Source organism: Exiguobacterium sp. ZWU0009 (genome assembly GCF_000798935.2).
Taxonomy (GTDB): domain Bacteria; phylum Bacillota; class Bacilli; order Exiguobacteriales; family Exiguobacteriaceae; genus Exiguobacterium_A; species Exiguobacterium_A acetylicum.
The window spans coordinates 1,969,166-1,985,927 of record NZ_CP018057.1 but is presented as its reverse complement, the minus strand read 5'-3'; the positions used below and the strand labels follow the sequence as shown (position 1 = coordinate 1,985,927).

15 protein-coding genes are annotated in these 16,762 nt (G+C 46.2%); 14 read left to right on the top strand and 1 reads right to left on the bottom strand.

The genetic code is table 11. The features are described 5' to 3' along the window. The first annotated feature begins 57 nt into the window (after positions 1-57). From L985_RS10515 to L985_RS10480, 7 genes are all read left to right on the top strand, one after another. Positions 58-2,205 carry a DNA translocase FtsK gene (locus L985_RS10515; protein WP_034786026.1) on the top strand — a complete coding sequence of 716 codons (2,148 nt, stop codon included), beginning with the start codon at positions 58-60 and terminating at the stop codon, positions 2,203-2,205. Between the two features lie 332 nt (positions 2,206-2,537). Then, positions 2,538-3,551, top strand: coding sequence for a BMP family lipoprotein (locus L985_RS10505; RefSeq protein ID WP_047393865.1), 1,014 nt, complete (start codon positions 2,538-2,540; stop codon positions 3,549-3,551). A gap of 222 nt (positions 3,552-3,773) precedes the next feature. After that, a complete protein-coding gene (locus tag L985_RS10500) occupies positions 3,774-4,493 on the top strand; it encodes a GntR family transcriptional regulator (protein ID WP_023468666.1) in 720 nt (239 codons plus the stop codon). 129 nt (positions 4,494-4,622) lie between these two features. Further along, on the top strand, positions 4,623-5,696 hold the full coding sequence (locus L985_RS10495; RefSeq protein ID WP_047393869.1) for a BMP family lipoprotein: 1,074 nt from the start codon (positions 4,623-4,625) through the stop codon (positions 5,694-5,696). Between the two features lie 66 nt (positions 5,697-5,762). Continuing rightward, a complete protein-coding gene (locus L985_RS10490) occupies positions 5,763-7,292 on the top strand; it encodes an ABC transporter ATP-binding protein (protein WP_047393872.1) in 1,530 nt (509 codons plus the stop codon). Further along, positions 7,289-8,359, top strand: coding sequence for an ABC transporter permease (locus tag L985_RS10485; protein ID WP_029342028.1), 1,071 nt, complete (start codon positions 7,289-7,291; stop codon positions 8,357-8,359). Before L985_RS10490 ends, L985_RS10485 begins: the two co-directional genes overlap by 4 nt. After that, positions 8,359-9,318, top strand: a complete 960-nt coding sequence (locus L985_RS10480) for an ABC transporter permease (RefSeq protein WP_023468662.1) — start codon at positions 8,359-8,361, stop codon at positions 9,316-9,318. The genes L985_RS10485 and L985_RS10480 overlap by 1 nt, the downstream gene beginning before the upstream one ends. 129 nt (positions 9,319-9,447) lie before the next feature. Here the strand turns inward: L985_RS10480 and L985_RS10475 are convergent, their stop codons facing one another. Beyond that, positions 9,448-9,696: a ferredoxin gene (locus tag L985_RS10475; protein ID WP_029342027.1), complete on the bottom strand. Its 249-nt coding sequence runs from the start codon at positions 9,694-9,696 to the stop codon at positions 9,448-9,450. 228 nt (positions 9,697-9,924) lie between these two features. Here L985_RS10475 and L985_RS10470 point away from each other — a divergent pair, with 228 nt between their 5' ends. From L985_RS10470 to L985_RS10440, 7 genes are all read left to right on the top strand, one after another. Next, entirely contained in the window at positions 9,925-10,947 is a 1,023-nt protein-coding gene (locus L985_RS10470) for a YpbB family protein (protein WP_029342026.1), read from the top strand. Further along, entirely contained in the window at positions 10,947-12,377 is a 1,431-nt protein-coding gene (locus L985_RS10465; RefSeq protein ID WP_029342025.1) for a RecQ family ATP-dependent DNA helicase, read from the top strand. Before L985_RS10470 ends, L985_RS10465 begins: the two co-directional genes overlap by 1 nt. A 43-nt stretch (positions 12,378-12,420) precedes the next feature. Beyond that, the gene (locus L985_RS10460; RefSeq protein ID WP_047393877.1) at positions 12,421-12,615 is read left to right on the top strand and encodes a hypothetical protein; all 195 of its coding nucleotides are present in this window, start codon (positions 12,421-12,423) and stop codon (positions 12,613-12,615) included. A 71-nt stretch (positions 12,616-12,686) separates the two neighbouring features. After that, the gene (locus tag L985_RS10455) at positions 12,687-13,571 is read left to right on the top strand and encodes a MerR family transcriptional regulator (RefSeq protein ID WP_029342023.1); all 885 of its coding nucleotides are present in this window, start codon (positions 12,687-12,689) and stop codon (positions 13,569-13,571) included. 58 nt (positions 13,572-13,629) lie between these two features. Further along, a complete protein-coding gene (locus tag L985_RS10450) occupies positions 13,630-14,220 on the top strand; it encodes an adaptor protein MecA (protein ID WP_029342022.1) in 591 nt (196 codons plus the stop codon). A 140-nt stretch (positions 14,221-14,360) separates the two neighbouring features. Next, positions 14,361-15,305, top strand: a complete 945-nt coding sequence (locus L985_RS10445; protein WP_029342021.1) for a D-alanine--D-alanine ligase — start codon at positions 14,361-14,363, stop codon at positions 15,303-15,305. A gap of 134 nt (positions 15,306-15,439) precedes the next feature. After that, positions 15,440-16,705 carry a Glu/Leu/Phe/Val family dehydrogenase gene (locus L985_RS10440; RefSeq protein ID WP_023468654.1) on the top strand — a complete coding sequence of 422 codons (1,266 nt, stop codon included), beginning with the start codon at positions 15,440-15,442 and terminating at the stop codon, positions 16,703-16,705. The last annotated feature ends 57 nt before the right edge of the window (positions 16,706-16,762 follow it).

The following is a 16,762-nucleotide window of genomic DNA, read 5'->3' as shown; positions in this document are numbered from 1 at the left end:
CTCAGATTGACCAATACCTGGTCCACTGAGCCGTTTTTTTATCAGGAGGGATGACGTATGGCGACGACGAAACGAAAACCTGTACGAAAAAAAACGCCGCCACGGAAACGACCGGCAGCGAAGAAACAACGTCAGCCGATTGCGTATCGTACATATGCGACCATCATCGCAATCGTCTCATTACTAGCTTTCGTTCTCGCTTTCGGGGAGTTCGGAAAAGTCGGACTGACGCTAGCGGATGGAGGAGAGCGGTTAATTGGTCAGTTCGGTTCCTTATTATATGGTGGAATCGGTGCTGTGCTACTTTTACTCCTCTCGAATGCGTCGCGTGCTCAGAAATGGGCATGGTCGATGTTACTGATGGGTTCAGTCGTCTGGATTGATCTATTGCTCGGAGCACCGCGTGGCATTCTCAATGGATGGCTCTATCAAAACGCAGCTTATTATATTTCGAGCGCGGGTGCCTTCTTGATTGGTCTGTTCTTCATCGGAACGGCCGTTCATATCCTACGCCCATCGTTTTATGGAGAGCTGTGGCTTGGGCTCCGGGAACGTGCAGAAGAGTTTCGCAATCGTGAACGGACACCACGTCCTCGTGTCGAAAAAGAGTTGAAAGCGAAACCGGTTCGTGAGAAAAAACCGAAGACGTTGCGACCAGCAACTGTCGAGGAACCGATCGAAACGGAACAAGAAGCAGAAGATCCTTCCGTCAACATTCAAGACGTTCCGATCATCGGTTTCACGGATCACGTTGAACCGCAAGCAGCGGAGACACAAGGACCGTTGACGATGACAGAGACACCCGACGGTTATCAATTGCCGTCGCTTGATTTGTTAGCAGAACCAACATCAAAAGACTTGTCCGGTGAGAACAAACGATTGAAGGACAATGCGACGAAATTGATTGCGACCTTAAAGTCGTTCGGGATCGGAGCAAAAGTTTTAAAGATTCATCTCGGACCTAGTGTCACGAAGTACGAGATTGAACCAAAACAAGGAATCAAGCTTAGTCGAATCACGGGACTCGCCGATGACTTAGCGCTAGCGTTAGCCGCAAAAGATATCCGGATCGAAGCACCGATTCCGGGTAAAGCGGCTGTTGGAATCGAGGTGCCGAACCGTGAAGTCGCCATGGTATCCCTTCGAGAAGTACTAGGAGCGGAGAGCGTCCAATCTGACAGCGATCGTTTGCTCGTCGCACTCGGACGAAGCATTTCTGGTGAGACGGTGACAGCGAAGTTGAATAAGATGCCACACGTCTTAGTTGCCGGTTCGACGGGTTCCGGTAAATCGGTCTGTATTAATGGGATGATTGTCTCGATATTGATGCGGGCACGACCGGATGAAGTCCGCTTGATGATGATTGACCCGAAAATGGTCGAATTGAATGTCTACAACGGCATTCCGCACCTCTTAGCGCCCGTCGTCACCGATCCTAAAAAAGCGGCACAGGCATTAAAACAGGTCGTCTCGGAAATGGAACGCCGTTATGAGATCTTCAGTCAAAACGGAGCGCGCAACATCGAAGGCTACAATGCACTGATTGATAAGATGAACGCAGAGGAGAAAGTGCATCAACGATTACCGTACATCGTTGTCATCGTCGATGAGTTAGCTGACTTGATGATGGTCGCGTCAAACGAAGTCGAAGATGCGATCATGCGACTTGCACAAATGGCGCGAGCAGCAGGAATTCATATGGTCATTGCGACGCAGCGTCCGAGTGTTGACATCATCACCGGTGTCATCAAGGCGAATATCCCGTCGCGGATCGCATTCAGTGTATCGAGTGCGACTGACTCGCGGACGATTCTTGATACGGGAGGCGCTGATAAATTGCTCGGACGAGGAGATATGTTGTTACTTGGTAACGGCATGAACAAACCGGTCCGCGTACAAGGAGCCTTTTTATCGGACGAAGAAGTCGAGAAGGTCGTCAATCATGTCATCAGTCAGCAAAAGGCACAGTATGTTGAAGCGATGATTCCAAAAGATGTACCAGAGGGCGAAACAGAGGTCGACGATCCACTTTACGATGAGGTCGTCCAGTTCATTCTGACACAAGAGACAGCATCAACGTCGATGATTCAACGAAAGTACCGCATCGGTTACAACCGAGCTGCCCGTCTTATTGATGCGTTAGAAGAAAACGGTCTAATTGGTCCATCTGAAGGATCTAAACCACGTCGCGTCATGGGACGTTAATCGAGTAGAAAGGAAGTCGTGGAATATTCCGGGGCTTCCTTTTCTTTTCTAGAAAAATGTATAGAGAAGACCCGGTATCTCAAAAAAAGAAAAGACATATGAAAAAAAGACATGATGATTTTGTATAAATAGAAATGACTGGAAAAATTCATAAATGCATCAAAAATAAAATCGCTTTCATGAAAATAGTTGTCAGACGTCTGTTGATTTTCAGTAGTGTTTTTGGCATACTCAGTCATATGAGTGACCGACCTTCAACACGAGGGCTGGGAGCGGCTTTTTCACAAATAGATAATGAAAGCGCTCTCATAATTGCAGAGGAGATGGATGAAATGAAGAAGAAACAGGTAATCGTATCGATGATGTCAGTAGCGACGGTTGGTCTTGTTGCTTGTGGTGGTTCAGGTGAGAAAGCCGATCAAAAAGATCAATTCTCTGTTGCGATGGTAGCCGATAAGGGTGGTATCGATGATAAATCGTTCAACCAATCCGCTTGGGAAGGTCTGCAAGCGTACGGTAAAGACAACAAACTTCAAAAGAATGAAGGGTTCTCTTATCTACAATCTAAATCGCAACAAGATTATCAACCGAATCTATCGCGTCTTGCTCGTGGGGGAGAAGATTTAGTTTTCGGAATCGGGAACACGTTCAATGAGGATATCAAAACAATTGCTGATCAATTCAAAGACACACAATTCGCAATCATCGATAACGTCGTTGAAGGAAAGAACGTCACGTCGATCACATTCAAGGAAAATGAAGGAGCATATCTTGCGGGGATCGTTGCTGCAATGGAGACGAAAAAAGATCATATCGGTTTCGTTGGTGGGATGAAGATGGACGTCATCGAGCGTTTCCGTGCCGGTTTCGAAGCAGGTGCTAAGTCCGTCAATCCGAAGATTAAAATCGATGTCCAATATGCGGAAGACTTCGCAGCTCCAGAAAAAGGTCAAGCGATCGCAGCTGGAATGTATGGTAAAGGCGCAGATATCATCTTCCCAGCAGCAGGTGGTACAGGAAACGGTGTCTTCACAGAGGCGAAAAACCGCAAGAAAAACGGTGAAAACGTCTCAGTCATCGGTGTCGACCGAGACCAAAAAGAAGAGGGTATGCCGGAAGACGTTACATTAACTTCTGTCATCAAACGTGTCGACAGTGCAGTCGAAGATACAGCAAACGCAGCGAAGGATGGTAAACTCGAGGGCGGCAAAACGATTCGTTATGGTCTGAAAGAAGATGGAGTTGATATCGTACCATCTGAAAAGATTTCGAAGAAGACGTTGACTGCGCTTGAGAAAGCAAAATCAGATGTCGTTTCTGGAAAAATCGAAGTACCTGAGCAATAAGCGTTGAAAAAAGAAGGGGCATTCTTAGGTAGAATGCCCTATTTTCTTCCATTATTGATTGCGTTATGAAAAGGGTTACAAAAGCGCCAGAAGTCAGACTTCTAACCTGTTACAAAATGATTGCAGGATTGTGTTGGGCGTCATATACTTATCTTGGCTGGAGTTCTCATACGTCAGAAGTCTGAGCACTGGTTACAACTAGATAGAGGATGGAGATGCGTCATGTCGATTAAATTAGATCATCGTTTGCTTTATTTACGTGTGATTGAAAAGATCAAGTCTGACATCGATGACGGCGTTTACAAGGAAGGCGAGAAGCTCCCTTCAGAGTTTGAACTTTCAAAGCAACTTGGCGTCAGTCGAGCTACTCTTCGAGAGGCATTACGAATTCTTGAAGATGAGAACATCGTCATCCGTAAACACGGTGTCGGTACGTTTATCAATGCAAGACCACCGTTTACTTCTGGAATCGAAGAATTGTACAGCGTAACAGAAATGATTGCGCGCGCAGGTATGGTTCCGACATCAGAAGTGTTATCATCCGAGATGGTCCAACCGACTGAGCGCGACCGAGAGCGTTTTCAACTTGGTCCGGATGAATTGGTTTATCGAATCGAACGAATCCGACTCGCAGGGGATGTTCCTGTCGTCTATTGTATCGATAAGATTCCAAGCCATTATATTAAAAATGAAGAGCAGTTCACCTCTTCGACATCATTATTTGATGCTTTAGAAAAAGAACTTGGACGACGTGTCACGCATGCCGTGACGCACATCGAGCCACGTATTGATCCGAAAATCGCTGAACAATTACATACGGACCAACCTTTGCTCGCGTTGCGTCAAACGCATTATGATGAGCTCGACCGTTCCGTTCTTTTTTCAGCGAACTATTTCCGAGCAGATAAGTTTGATTTCCACGTCATCCGTAAACGTGTGTGAGCCATTGTTTTAGGATGAATACTGAAAGCGCTTTCCGTCATAACCTACGTAACGCTCCTCATCGCCAGCCTCGGGTGCTAGACGTAGTCTTGAACTTTGTATGACCATATTCGAAAGGGGATTTTCCAGATGAAAAAGAAGTCACTTCTCGCATTAGCAGCAACAGGTTTAGCAATGAGTTCGGTCCTTGCAGCATGTGGTGGCAACGACGATTCAAAAGATTCAGGTAGCGGCAGCAAATCAGACGGCTTTAAAGTAGGTATGGTTACAGATACAGGCGGTGTTGATGATAAATCATTCAACCAATCTGCTTGGGAAGGTATCCAAAAGTTCGGAAAAGACAACGACTTAAAAGAAGGTACTGGCTACAAATATCTTCAATCTGCAAAACAATCGGATTATCAACCAAACCTTCAACAATTAGCTCGTGCTAAATACGACTTGATCCTCGGTATCGGGTTCTTGATGGGAGAAGATATCGGTAAAGTAGCGGATCAGTTCAAAGATAGCAACTTTGCACTCGTCGATATGGTCGTTGACAAGCCAAACGTCGCGTCAATCGTCTTCAAAGAAAACGAAGGCTCGTTCCTCGTTGGTGTTGTTGCTGGTTTGACGACGAAATCAGATAAAGTCGGATTCGTCGGTGGCGTTAACTCTGACTTGATCAAGAAGTTCGAAAGTGGATTCAAAGCAGGTGTTAAAGCAGTCAACCCTGATGCAGACATCGAAGTACAATATGCAGAAGACTTCAATGCTGCTGAAAAAGGACAAGCAATCGCTTCAGGTATGTACGGTAAAAAAGTCGACGTCATCTATCACGCAGCTGGTGGTACAGGACAAGGGGTATTCACAGAAGCGAAAAACCGTAAGAAGAATGGTGAAGATGTTTGGGTTATCGGTGTAGACCGTGACCAAGTCGAAGAAGGAATGCCAGAGAACGTCACATTGACGTCAATGGTCAAACGTGTCGATACAGCTGTTGAGCAAGTCTCAAAAGATACGAAAGACGGCAACTTCCCAGCAGGTAAAGTTGTTGAGTTCGGTCTAAAAGACGGCGGTGTTGATATCGCACCTTCGAAAGACAACGTTTCGAAAGAAGCGCTCGACAAAGTCGAAGAGTATAAAAAACAAATCATCGATGGCGACGTTAAAGTCCCAGCGACAGACGACGAGTACAAAGAATACGAAGCGTCACTGAAATAATAATGAAAGCGGGGGTCGCTAGCATTGCGGCTCCCCCTTTTAAACTAAACATGGGAGTGGATTTTCTTGGAATACGTCATTGAGATGCTGAACATTAGAAAAGAGTTTGGCAGTTTCGTCGCAAATGATAATATCACGCTCCAGCTTCGGAAAGGTGAGATTCACGCTTTACTTGGTGAAAACGGTGCCGGAAAATCGACGCTGATGAACGTCTTATTTGGTTTGTATCAGCCTGAGGCTGGAGAAATTCGTGTACGTGGTGAAAAAGCCAATATTACGAGTCCGAACGTCGCGAACGATCTTGGAATCGGTATGGTGCACCAACACTTCATGCTCGTTCAAAATTTCACTGTTACTGAAAACATCATTTTAGGTGCAGAGCCACGTGCCGGAATTAAGATCGACCGTTCAACTGCACGTGAGAAGGTACGCCAGATTTCTGAACAGTATGGTCTTGCTGTTGATCCTGATGCAAAAATCGAGGATATCTCAGTCGGAATGCAACAGCGTGTTGAAATTTTAAAGACGTTGTACCGTGGTGCAGACATCTTGATCTTCGATGAACCATCTGCTGTCTTGACACCACAAGAGATCAAAGAATTGATTCAGATCATGAATCGCTTGATCGCAGAAGGAAAGTCGATCATCCTCATCACGCACAAACTGAAGGAAATCATGGAAGTAGCTGATCGCTGTACGACGATTCGCCGTGGTAAGTATATCGGAACGGTCGATATCGATGAGACGATGACACAGTCGCGTCTTGCTGAAATGATGGTAGGTCGTGAAGTCAACTTTAATGCGGAGTATTCCAAGGCAACTCCACAAGAACTCGTTCTCGACATCAAGGATCTAGTCGTCAAGGACAGTCGCGGCATCAAAGCCGTCGATGGATTAAATCTCGACATTCGTGCCGGAGAGATCGTCGGAATTGCCGGAATCGACGGGAACGGGCAAACGGAATTGATTGAAGCCATCACTGGTCTCCGTAAAGCGGATAGTGGAGAAATCTTCCTCAACAATAAATCGATCAAAAACTTGAAGCCACGTAAAGTGACGGAATCAGGTGTCGGTCACATTCCGCAAGACCGTCATAAACATGGACTTGTCCTCGATTATTCAATCGGACATAACATGGTCTTACAAACGTATTACAAACAACCGTATTCAAAAGCAGGCATCATGAACTATAAACAAGTCATGGAAAAAGCAAAAACGCTCATCGAGAAGTTCGACGTCCGAACTCCAAGTCCAGAGACGTTTGCTCGTGCCTTGTCAGGTGGTAACCAGCAAAAAGCGATCATTGCGCGTGAAGTCGATCGTTCACCAGACCTATTGATTGCAGCACAGCCGACACGTGGTCTTGATGTCGGAGCAATCGAGTTCATTCATGAACAGTTGGTTCTTGAACGCGAAAAAGGTCGCGCTGTCTTGTTGATTTCATTCGAACTCGAAGAAATTCTTCAAGTATCAGATCGGATTGCCGTTCTTTATGAAGGAAAAACAGTTGCCTTCTTGGATCCAAAAGAAACGAATGAGATCGAGCTTGGCTTCTTGATGGCCGGCGGTAAGAAAGAGGAGGTAGGTCATTCATGAAGTTAGAGCGTTTTTACGGCATCCTCATTCCGATTCTTTCCATCATCCTTGGAATGGTCGTCGGGGCGATCGTCATGGTCATCGGCGGGTACGATCCGATTGCCGGTTTTGATCAGTTATTCTATGGTATTTTTGGCGAACCATACAGCATCGGTGAAACATTGCGAGCAGCAGCTCCGTTGATCTTTGCCGGTCTTGCTGTCGCGTTTGCTTTCCGAACTGGACTCTTTAACATCGGGGTTGAAGGTCAGGTTCTCGTCGGGTGGATGGTCGCAGTTTGGATCGGGATTGAGTTTGATCTACCGATGGCGATTCATTTACCGCTTGCTCTAATTGGAGCAGGTTTAGCAGGTGCACTTTGGGCATCGATTCCTGGTATCTTAAAAGCGAAGTTTCATGTGCATGAAGTCATCACGTCAATCATGATGAACTATATCGCATTGTATGTGACGAATGATATTTTACGTCACGTCATCGGTATTACGAACGAGCGGACGGAGTCAGTCAAGGAATCAGCATCCCTTGCTTCACCGTTCTTACAAGAGATGACGGATTTTTCACGATTGCATAACGGGATTTTCATCGCAGTCATCGCTGCCCTCGTCTTCTGGTTCATTTTGTGGAAAACAACGCTTGGTTATGAACTCCGAGCAGTTGGATTCAATAAAAATGCTGCAGAGTATGCAGGGATGGGCGTTAACCGAAACATCATCTTATCGTTCGTCATCTCAGGTGTGTTCGCAGGTCTCGCTGGAGCGATGGAAGGTCTTGGGACGTTCCAAAACATGACATTGAACGCGTCCTTCACAGGTGTTGGATTCGACGGAATCGCGGTTGCCTTGTTAGGTGCGAATAACCCGATCGGTGTCGTTCTCGCGGCGTTACTGTTTGCAGGACTCAATATCGGTGGTCTGTCGATGCAACAGATTGGTATTCCACCGGAACTGATCAAAATCATCATCGCATTCATCATCATCTTCGTGGCTTCGGGTTACGCGATTCGTCTCGTCATCGAGAAGTTCACGGTTAAGAAAGAATCTAAAAAAGCGAAAGGAGCCGGTCAATAATGGGCTTTCTTGAAGTACTTTATATCATCGTGCCAATCGCACTCGCCTATTCGGCTCCGTTGATCATTGCAGCACTTGGCGGCATTTTCAGTGAGCGTTCTGGCGTCGTCAACATCGCGTTAGAAGGATTAATGGTCATGGGTGCCTTCACAGGTGTCGTCACGGCATTGACTTTATCGAAAATGGGCTTAGGTGCTGCGAGTCCTTGGCTTGCGATGCTCATCGCGATCGTCGTCGGAGCGGTCTTCTCACTGTTCCTTGCGATTCCAGCAATCCTATTCCGAGCAGACCAAACGGTTCTTGGAGTAGCGATCAACTTGCTTGCGGTTGGTCTTGCGATCTTCCTTGTCCGTGCACTTTACAGTAAAGGACAGACAGATTCGATTCCAAACCGGATTTCGAAAGAAAATGTACCATTCTTGTCTGATATTCCAGTCTTGAAGATGTTCTTCGCGAACGTCTACTACACATCGTATATCGCGATCGTTCTCGCGTTCGTCGCATGGTACATCATCTTCAAGACACCATTTGGTCTTCGTTTACGTTCTGTCGGGGAACACCCGATGGCAGCGGACACAATGGGAATCAACGTCACGAAGATGCGTTTCATCGGCGTTATGATCTCTGGTGGTTTCGGCGGTCTTGCTGGTGCTGTCTACGCGACGTCGATTTCATTGAACTTCAGTGTGACGACGATTCTCGGTCAAGGCTTCCTCGCGATTGCGGCGATGATCTTCGGAAAATGGAACCCACTCGGTGCCATGGGGGCAGCCCTCTTCTTCGGGTTCGCTCAAGCGATTTCGATCATCGGTCAGCAATTGCCGTTACTCGATCAAATTCCACAAGTGTATCTGTTGATTGCGCCGTATTTATTGACGATCTTAGCACTTGCTGGTGTCGTTGGTCGTGCGGATGCACCAAAAGCTGTCGGTGTACCGTATATCAAAGGTAAACGCTAAATTTTTACTAATCATAGACCGGATGTTGCCAATTGGTGACATCCGTTTTTTTTTAGATGATCGATAGATTGAATGAGAAAAAGTCCAATAAAAAAGATGCTTCGCGAGGAAACATCTTTTTTTATTCACTTATTCGAATTTTAACGCATCGCCTTCGAACGATTCATCTGCTACTTTGATTGAATCCGTCGGGCAACCTTCGAATGCATCAATCATATCGTCGAATAATGCTTCTGGAATTTCGGCAGTACCATTGTTATCATCAAGAATGACATACGCCAAACCCTCATCATCATAATCATAGATATCTGGTGCCGCTGCTCCACAAGCACCACAAGCGATGCAAGTATCTTTGTCGACAATCGTAAATTTAGCCATTGAACGGTCTCCTCTCTATACGAAAACATTATTGAAACACGCTGTTCTCATCTATATGTCATTGTATCGGACTCATCGTTGCATTTCAATGACGAAGCACAAGTGACAGCAGAAAATGTATATATCATCACATGCCCGCAAACGGCCTCTCTAAAACGTAACGATGAAACAGGAATAGCATATCATCTTTGATTTGGAAACGACATACAACAGGAGGGAGCGTGACATATGGAAGTTTCTTTACTCGAGCGTATTTTTCTGGAATCGATCCAGCGCCTTCGAAATGAACGATCTGACCGCAGTCTTTATCATGTTTTTCAAGGAAAGAAATCAGCGACTTCTCTGCAAGATGCTCATTTTTATGATTTAGAGTCGGTATTCGGTACTGTATTAGTCAGTAAACAGCGATTCGAAACAATCTTGGCTGAACTTGCGCAGAAGAATTGGATTGAGCGGCAAGAGACACTGCGACTGACGTACGAAGGCGCGCGACTAGTAGAGCAAACGGATCGTGCGATCATTGATCAACTAGGTGGTGAACTTCGTGGTTATGCTGAGATGATGTGGAAACGACTCAGCCTTTTGGTTCAAACGATGGTTTGTTTGGAAGCGAAACAGCCGTTTATTCCTGTGCAACAGGAAACCATCATCCGTGAATGGGTAAAAAGTGTTCTTCCGACCATCTCGAATCGAGCAGAATGGTTACATGATATGCACCAAGAGTTGATATTTCTCCTTGAGCACTTGTCAGAACGCGATGCGACATTGATTAGTTATCGCTTGTCTGGCGTGCAAGCAGGATGGTCTTATCCGCAATTAGCCCAAATGATGAAAACGGATGTGGAGACTGTCCAATACGAATTTACGATCGCTTGGCGAAAGTGCATCGATGACTTGGAAAACTCACCACTCCTCAAGCAAATAGGAATGGATCTACACACATCAAAAATGACGCAGTCTGCTCAAACGACATGGGAGTTGTTGCAACAGGGATTAACCGTTGAAGAGGTTGCGATTCGAAGGCGGCTAAAAAATAGTACGATGGAAGATCATCTTGTTGAGATCGCGATGTATGCTCCTTCTTTTCCGCTGAATCATTTTGTCACGCCATCTCAGCAAGAAGAGGTACAACAGATTGCACAGCGACTCGGAACTTACGCGCTGAAGCGAATCAAGAACGAGATGCAATCCGATATATCTTATTTTCAAATTCGATTGGTATTAGCACGTAGTAAATGGGAGGGAATTTAATGGAAGCGTTATTGCATCGTCATTTTGGATACGAAGCATTTCGACCTGGACAACGCCAAATCATCGATTCCATCCTAGACGGAACAGATACATTAGCGATTTTGCCGACAGGCGGAGGAAAATCTGTCTGTTATCAATTTCCGTCTTATGTACAAAATGAAGGACTGACGTTGATTTTGTCTCCGTTACTCTCGTTGATTGAAGATCAGGTCATGCAAATCAAGCGCAGAGGAGAGCGATCTGTCGCTAAATTAACATCAGTCGAGACACGAGAAGAGAAGGAGCAGATCTTATCTGTACTCGAACATCTACGATATCTTTACTTATCGCCGGAACAACTCGCGCTACCACAGATTCGGGCTCGGCTAAAACAGGTCAATATTGCTCTCTTCGTCGTCGATGAGGCGCATTGTATCTCCCAATGGGGACACGAATTTCGACCGGAGTACGCAAGACTTGGTCACATTCGACAAGAACTAGGCCTTCCACCATGTCTCGCCTTAACGGCAACAGCGACGCGTGCTGTTGAGCAAGATATTCGAACACAACTGCGTATGCGCGAACCACAAATCATCCGTCGTTCTGTCAACCGACCAGAAATCCAATATGTTGTCGATCGCGTTGATCGAGAAGAAAAAGATGCGGCAGTTGATCGGTGGATGGAACGCATCGTTCGCCCATGCGTCATCTATACGACAACCCGTAAAGAAGCGGAACGAATTGCTGGAATCATTGACGGCGCGACCTATTATCATGCTGGGTTGACGATAGAAGATCGCCAGCTTGTCCAACAACAGTTTCTTCATGATGAGATTGATTGTCTCGTGTGTACGAGTGCGTTCGGAATGGGTGTCGATAAAGGCAACGTGCGTACGGTCATTCATTATACGATGCCTGCGACGATCGAAGCCTATATGCAGGAAGTCGGACGTGCCGGACGTGACGGTAAAGAGGCGACCGCAATCTTACTCTACGCTGCTCAAGATGAACAATTACAGACGTACTTGATCGACACGCAATATGCACCCGTCTTGTGGATCGATCAATTGCAACAAGGGATGAATCAAGGCGAATCCTATGCCAAGATGGAAAGTCGTTTTCGTTTTAACCCGGAAGACCCGGCATACCGGTTACTCAAATCACAACTCGAAAATGGGTGGTCGAAGGAACGCATCATCCAGTGGCAAACGGAACGTAAACAATTAAAACGACAAGAGATCAACCAGATGATGGACTACGTTCACCGGAACGAATGTCGCCGTTCGATGTTGTTGCATCATTTTGATGAGCAGGTAATCGTACAACCACGTTGTTGTGATATATGTGGAACGATTGAGTGGGAAAATCCAGTGCAGAGAAGGACGCATCAACCGGTAGATTGGAAATTGCGTTTAGAACAAGTCTTTTTTTCATCACCAGATTCGGTGTAAACTAGACAATATCCTTATATTTTTCAAGAAAAGGTGATGAACATTGAGTAAACAAGATCAGCGACGGTTGCATCAGAACGAAGAGGGGCAGTCACTGCCACCGCGTTCTTCGCGTATCGAACCCGTTCGAAACGAGCGATTAAAACAACCATTTCGAAAAAATCCGTTAGCCATCACGCTGACGGTGCTCATGATCACGATCATCATCGCCTTCGTCTCCATTGGTTTCATGATGTAAGGGCACATTGTGAACGGAGATTTTTTTCCTTTCAGCGTATACTAGAAAGGAAGGGGAAGGAGGCACGATGCATGGATCGTGGGAAATATAATATCAAAGCAGTCGCTGCGTTAGTGGGACTCAACCCGACGACCATTCGTGCTTGGGAGCGGAGATATCAGGTGCTCGATCCGGATCGAAGTGAATCCGGACATCGCATTTATAGTGATAACGACGTCGCGAAATTACGCTGGATCGTCGATAAACAAAAAGAGGGATTGTCTGTCTCTAAAGCAATCCAGTTGTATGAAATGCCGGTCAATCGGGCTGAAGTACCGCACGATTACGGAGTCGAACTGCGAGATCAATTATTCCGGGCATTGACGAACTTCGAAGAACGTCACGCGCATGATATTATGAATAAAGCATTTTCGATGTTTAGCTTCGATAAAGTCATTCAGGACATCGTCGGTCCACTTTTGCATGAGATTGGAGTGAAGTGGGAGTCGGGTGAGATTACGATTGCGCATGAGCATTTTGCGACGGCATTTCTGAGAGCTCGTCTTTCGACATTGTCGTTACAGATGCCGATCAATCCGTTCTTACCACGAATCGTCTGTGTTTGTGCGCCGGAAGAAGAACACGAACTCGGACTACTTTTCTTTACACTTTATTTACGACAATCTGGATTTGATGTCATTTTCCTCGGTTCCGGTATACCGGTTCAGGACTTGGTGACGGTTACGCATCAGCTGCAACCGAAAGCCGTTATTCTTTCCTGCACGTTATCGGATCATTTACCGTTACTTGATGAAGCGTTAGCACGTTTGATGTCTGATTTTCCGGATCTTGAGATTGGTCTTGGTGGTTATGCGGTCGATCAGCTCCCGGAACGATATGGTCCACATTTACTTGGTGCAGACGATCAATCTTGGAAAAGTTGGTTAAGTCGACTCACTCCGACAACTGGTGTATAGTATGGTTCATAACGAACGGAGACATCTGTGTTTCCGGTTTTGACTGGAGGAGTCTATTATGAGGTTTGAACAAATGAAACAAGGACACCTTCGTGTCTTCATCACAAAGCAAGAGTTATCGCTTCACGACGTCCGACCAGAAACGTTGGCTGTCGGGAAGGGACAAGCTTTATTGCGCAACTTATTAGAAGAAGCCGAATCGAATTATGGTTTTCAGGCAGCAGGAACACTCGAATTTTTCGTCACATTCTTCCCGAATGACGGGATGCTCGTTGATGTACGTCGTGAAGGAGATTTGCCAGAAGAGATGAACGAGGAGTTCGATCAAGTCGAAATCCGCATGACAGTCGATATCGTCCATCACGTCTTATATGCTCTACACTCGCTAGAAGACGTCATTCAAGCGAGTCATGGATTATTGCGGCATATGCCTCGTACAGAGACAGGGGGTAGCCTCTACTTCTTCGAGGGAAGCTATTATCTCTATTTCCAAGAACGAATGAACGAGGCGCTCGAGCGAACGGTGACGACGATTTTATCTGAATACGGTGAACCGAGCCCGAAAAGTCCACTCGTCATGGCGGAGTATGGGAAAACGATTCAGGCGGAACATGCCGTCGCAACGATAGCTGAACAGTTTAATATGTAAAACATCAGGTGCGCCATTCCCTCATAGGGGGGATGCCGCACCTTTTTGTCTTCTGCTGGAAGTGGCACCATTTTGTATTTTTTCATCGTCAGAAGGATGGTATGATAATCATTGAACGTAAGAAGAAGGAGTGAAGTAGGATGAAAGTGGCAGTATTATACGGTGGGACTTCAGGAGAACGGGAGGTTTCATTAAACAGTGGAAAGTCGATCATGGAAGCATTAAACAGTAAAGGGCATGAGGTCACGGCTGTTGATTTCCACCCTGATCAAGCGCATGAACTCTTCCAGCTGGATGTAGATGTGGCTGTCATCGCTCTTCACGGGAAAATTGGTGAAGATGGACGCGTACAAGCATTGCTTGAACTGGCAGACATTCCATATACAGGTTCAGGTGTGTTAGCGTCAGCGCTAGCGATGGATAAGGCACGTTCGAAAGTTCACTTTGATAAAGCAGGCATTACGATCGCTCGTGATGTGCTGTTAGAGCGTGGAGATGATATCGAAGCAAAAATCGCAGAGTGGAATGGTCAATTTCCTTGTGTCGTCAAACCAGCACAAGAAGGCTCATCAAACGGATTGACGATTGCTCAAGACGAGACGATGTTACGTGAAGGAATCGCGAAAGCCTTTGAAGCAGACGATGCAGTTCTTGTCGAACAGTTTATTAAAGGGCGTGAAGTGACAGTTCCAGTCGTCGGACATAAAGGTGCAGAAAAAGCACTGCCGGTCATCGAGATCATTCCGAAGAACGCTTTTTATGACTATGAATCCAAATATGCCATCGGAGGTTCGGAGCATATTTGTCCTGCTGAACTGGATGAAGCAACGACAGAAAAACTTCAAGAATGGGCTGTTAAAGCGCATCAAGTACTTGGCTGTGCAGGATACTCGCGATCTGATTTCCTTGTGCCGGAATCCGGAAATCCAGTCATCTTGGAGACGAATACACTTCCTGGTATGACTTCGACCAGTTTATTCCCGGACGGTGCACGAGCAGTGGGAATTGAATATCCGGAATTGGTCGAATATTTCATGGAACTGGCGATCGAACGACATCGTCAAACAAAACAACCAAATCAATGATATCCTAGGAAAAGAAGTGAGAAAGCGCTTACAAATATAGGCGTAACCCCTTTCATTACGTTCGAGAAAAGAGTATACTTTATCCGAACAAGGAAACGGCATAGGGGATGCCACTTATGGGGAGGAACGTTGGAATGATCACTGACCAACAACATGCGAATCACCGCAAGAACGTACTGGAAGCAACACAAGAAATCGTCAAGGAGGCACTAGGGAAACTTGGTTATCCAGACGAGATGTACGAATTACTTAAAGAACCACTCCGGATGTTGACAGTCCGGATTCCGGTACGGATGGATGATGGTTCGACGAAAATCTTCACAGGATATCGTGCGCAACATAACGATGCCGTTGGACCGACGAAAGGTGGAATTCGTTTCCACCCAAACGTGACGGAAGTCGAAGTCAAAGCATTATCCGTCTGGATGAGTCTGAAAGCTGGTATCGTTGACTTACCATACGGCGGCGGTAAAGGCGGAATCATCTGTGATCCACGTGAGATGAGCTTCCGTGAAATCGAACGTCTCAGCCGTGGATATGTCCGTGCTATCAGTCAAATCGTTGGACCGACGAAGGATATTCCAGCACCTGACGTCTTCACGAACTCGCAAATCATGGCATGGATGATGGACGAATACAGTCGAATCGATGAATTCAACTCACCTGGTTTCATTACAGGGAAACCGCTCGTCCTCGGTGGTTCACACGGTCGTGAGACAGCGACGGCGAAAGGTGTCGCAATCATGATTCGGGAAGCGGCTGCTAAAAAGGGTATCTCGCTCGAAGGCGCACGTGTCGTCGTTCAAGGATTCGGCAACGCCGGAAGTTTCTTATCGAAATTCATGTATGATTTAGGTGCAAAAGTCATCGCGATCAGCGATGCGTACGGGGCACTCCATGATCCAAACGGTCTCGATATTCCATACCTACTCGACCGTCGTGACTCGTTCGGTACCGTGACGACATTGTTCAAAAATACGATCTCGAATAAAGAATTGCTTGAACTTGAATGTGATATTCTTGTTCCGGCAGCAATCGAGAATCAAATCACAGAAGACAATGCGCACGATATCAAAGCAGCGATCGTCGTTGAAGCGGCTAACGGTCCGACGACGAACGAGGCGACGAAAATTCTCGCTGAACGTGACATCCTGATCGTTCCGGATGTTCTTGCTTCGAGTGGTGGCGTAACGGTTTCTTACTTCGAATGGGTCCAAAACAACCAAGGGTATTACTGGACGGAAGAGGAAGTACACGAGAAACTTGAAAAAGTACTCGTGAACTCGTTCAACCAAGTCTATCAGACAGCGCAGACGCGTAATGTCGACATGCGACTTGCCGCTTATATGGTAGGTGTCCGGAAGATGGCGGAAGCATCTCGTTTCCGTGGTTGGGTCTAATATGATAATGAACGTCCGCTTCTTCTTTGCGAAGAGCGGGCGTTTTGCATTGCAATT

Excerpts from the sequence above, each read along its gene's own strand:
- L985_RS10515 (WP_034786026.1), top strand. The coding sequence starts at position 58 with ATGGCGACGACGAAACGAAAACCTGTACGAAAAAAAACGCCGCCACGG.
- L985_RS10505 (WP_047393865.1), top strand. The coding sequence starts at position 2,538 with ATGAAGAAGAAACAGGTAATCGTATCGATGATGTCAGTAGCGACGGTT.
- L985_RS10500 (WP_023468666.1), top strand. The coding sequence starts at position 3,774 with ATGTCGATTAAATTAGATCATCGTTTGCTTTATTTACGTGTGATTGAA.
- L985_RS10495 (WP_047393869.1), top strand. The coding sequence starts at position 4,623 with ATGAAAAAGAAGTCACTTCTCGCATTAGCAGCAACAGGTTTAGCAATG.
- L985_RS10485 (WP_029342028.1), top strand. The coding sequence starts at position 7,289 with ATGAAGTTAGAGCGTTTTTACGGCATCCTCATTCCGATTCTTTCCATC.
- L985_RS10480 (WP_023468662.1), top strand. The coding sequence starts at position 8,359 with ATGGGCTTTCTTGAAGTACTTTATATCATCGTGCCAATCGCACTCGCC.
- L985_RS10475 (WP_029342027.1), bottom strand. The coding sequence starts at position 9,696 with ATGGCTAAATTTACGATTGTCGACAAAGATACTTGCATCGCTTGTGGT.
- L985_RS10470 (WP_029342026.1), top strand. The coding sequence starts at position 9,925 with ATGGAAGTTTCTTTACTCGAGCGTATTTTTCTGGAATCGATCCAGCGC.
- L985_RS10465 (WP_029342025.1), top strand. The coding sequence starts at position 10,947 with ATGGAAGCGTTATTGCATCGTCATTTTGGATACGAAGCATTTCGACCT.
- L985_RS10455 (WP_029342023.1), top strand. The coding sequence starts at position 12,687 with ATGGATCGTGGGAAATATAATATCAAAGCAGTCGCTGCGTTAGTGGGA.
- L985_RS10450 (WP_029342022.1), top strand. The coding sequence starts at position 13,630 with ATGAGGTTTGAACAAATGAAACAAGGACACCTTCGTGTCTTCATCACA.
- L985_RS10445 (WP_029342021.1), top strand. The coding sequence starts at position 14,361 with ATGAAAGTGGCAGTATTATACGGTGGGACTTCAGGAGAACGGGAGGTT.
- L985_RS10440 (WP_023468654.1), top strand. The coding sequence starts at position 15,440 with ATGATCACTGACCAACAACATGCGAATCACCGCAAGAACGTACTGGAA.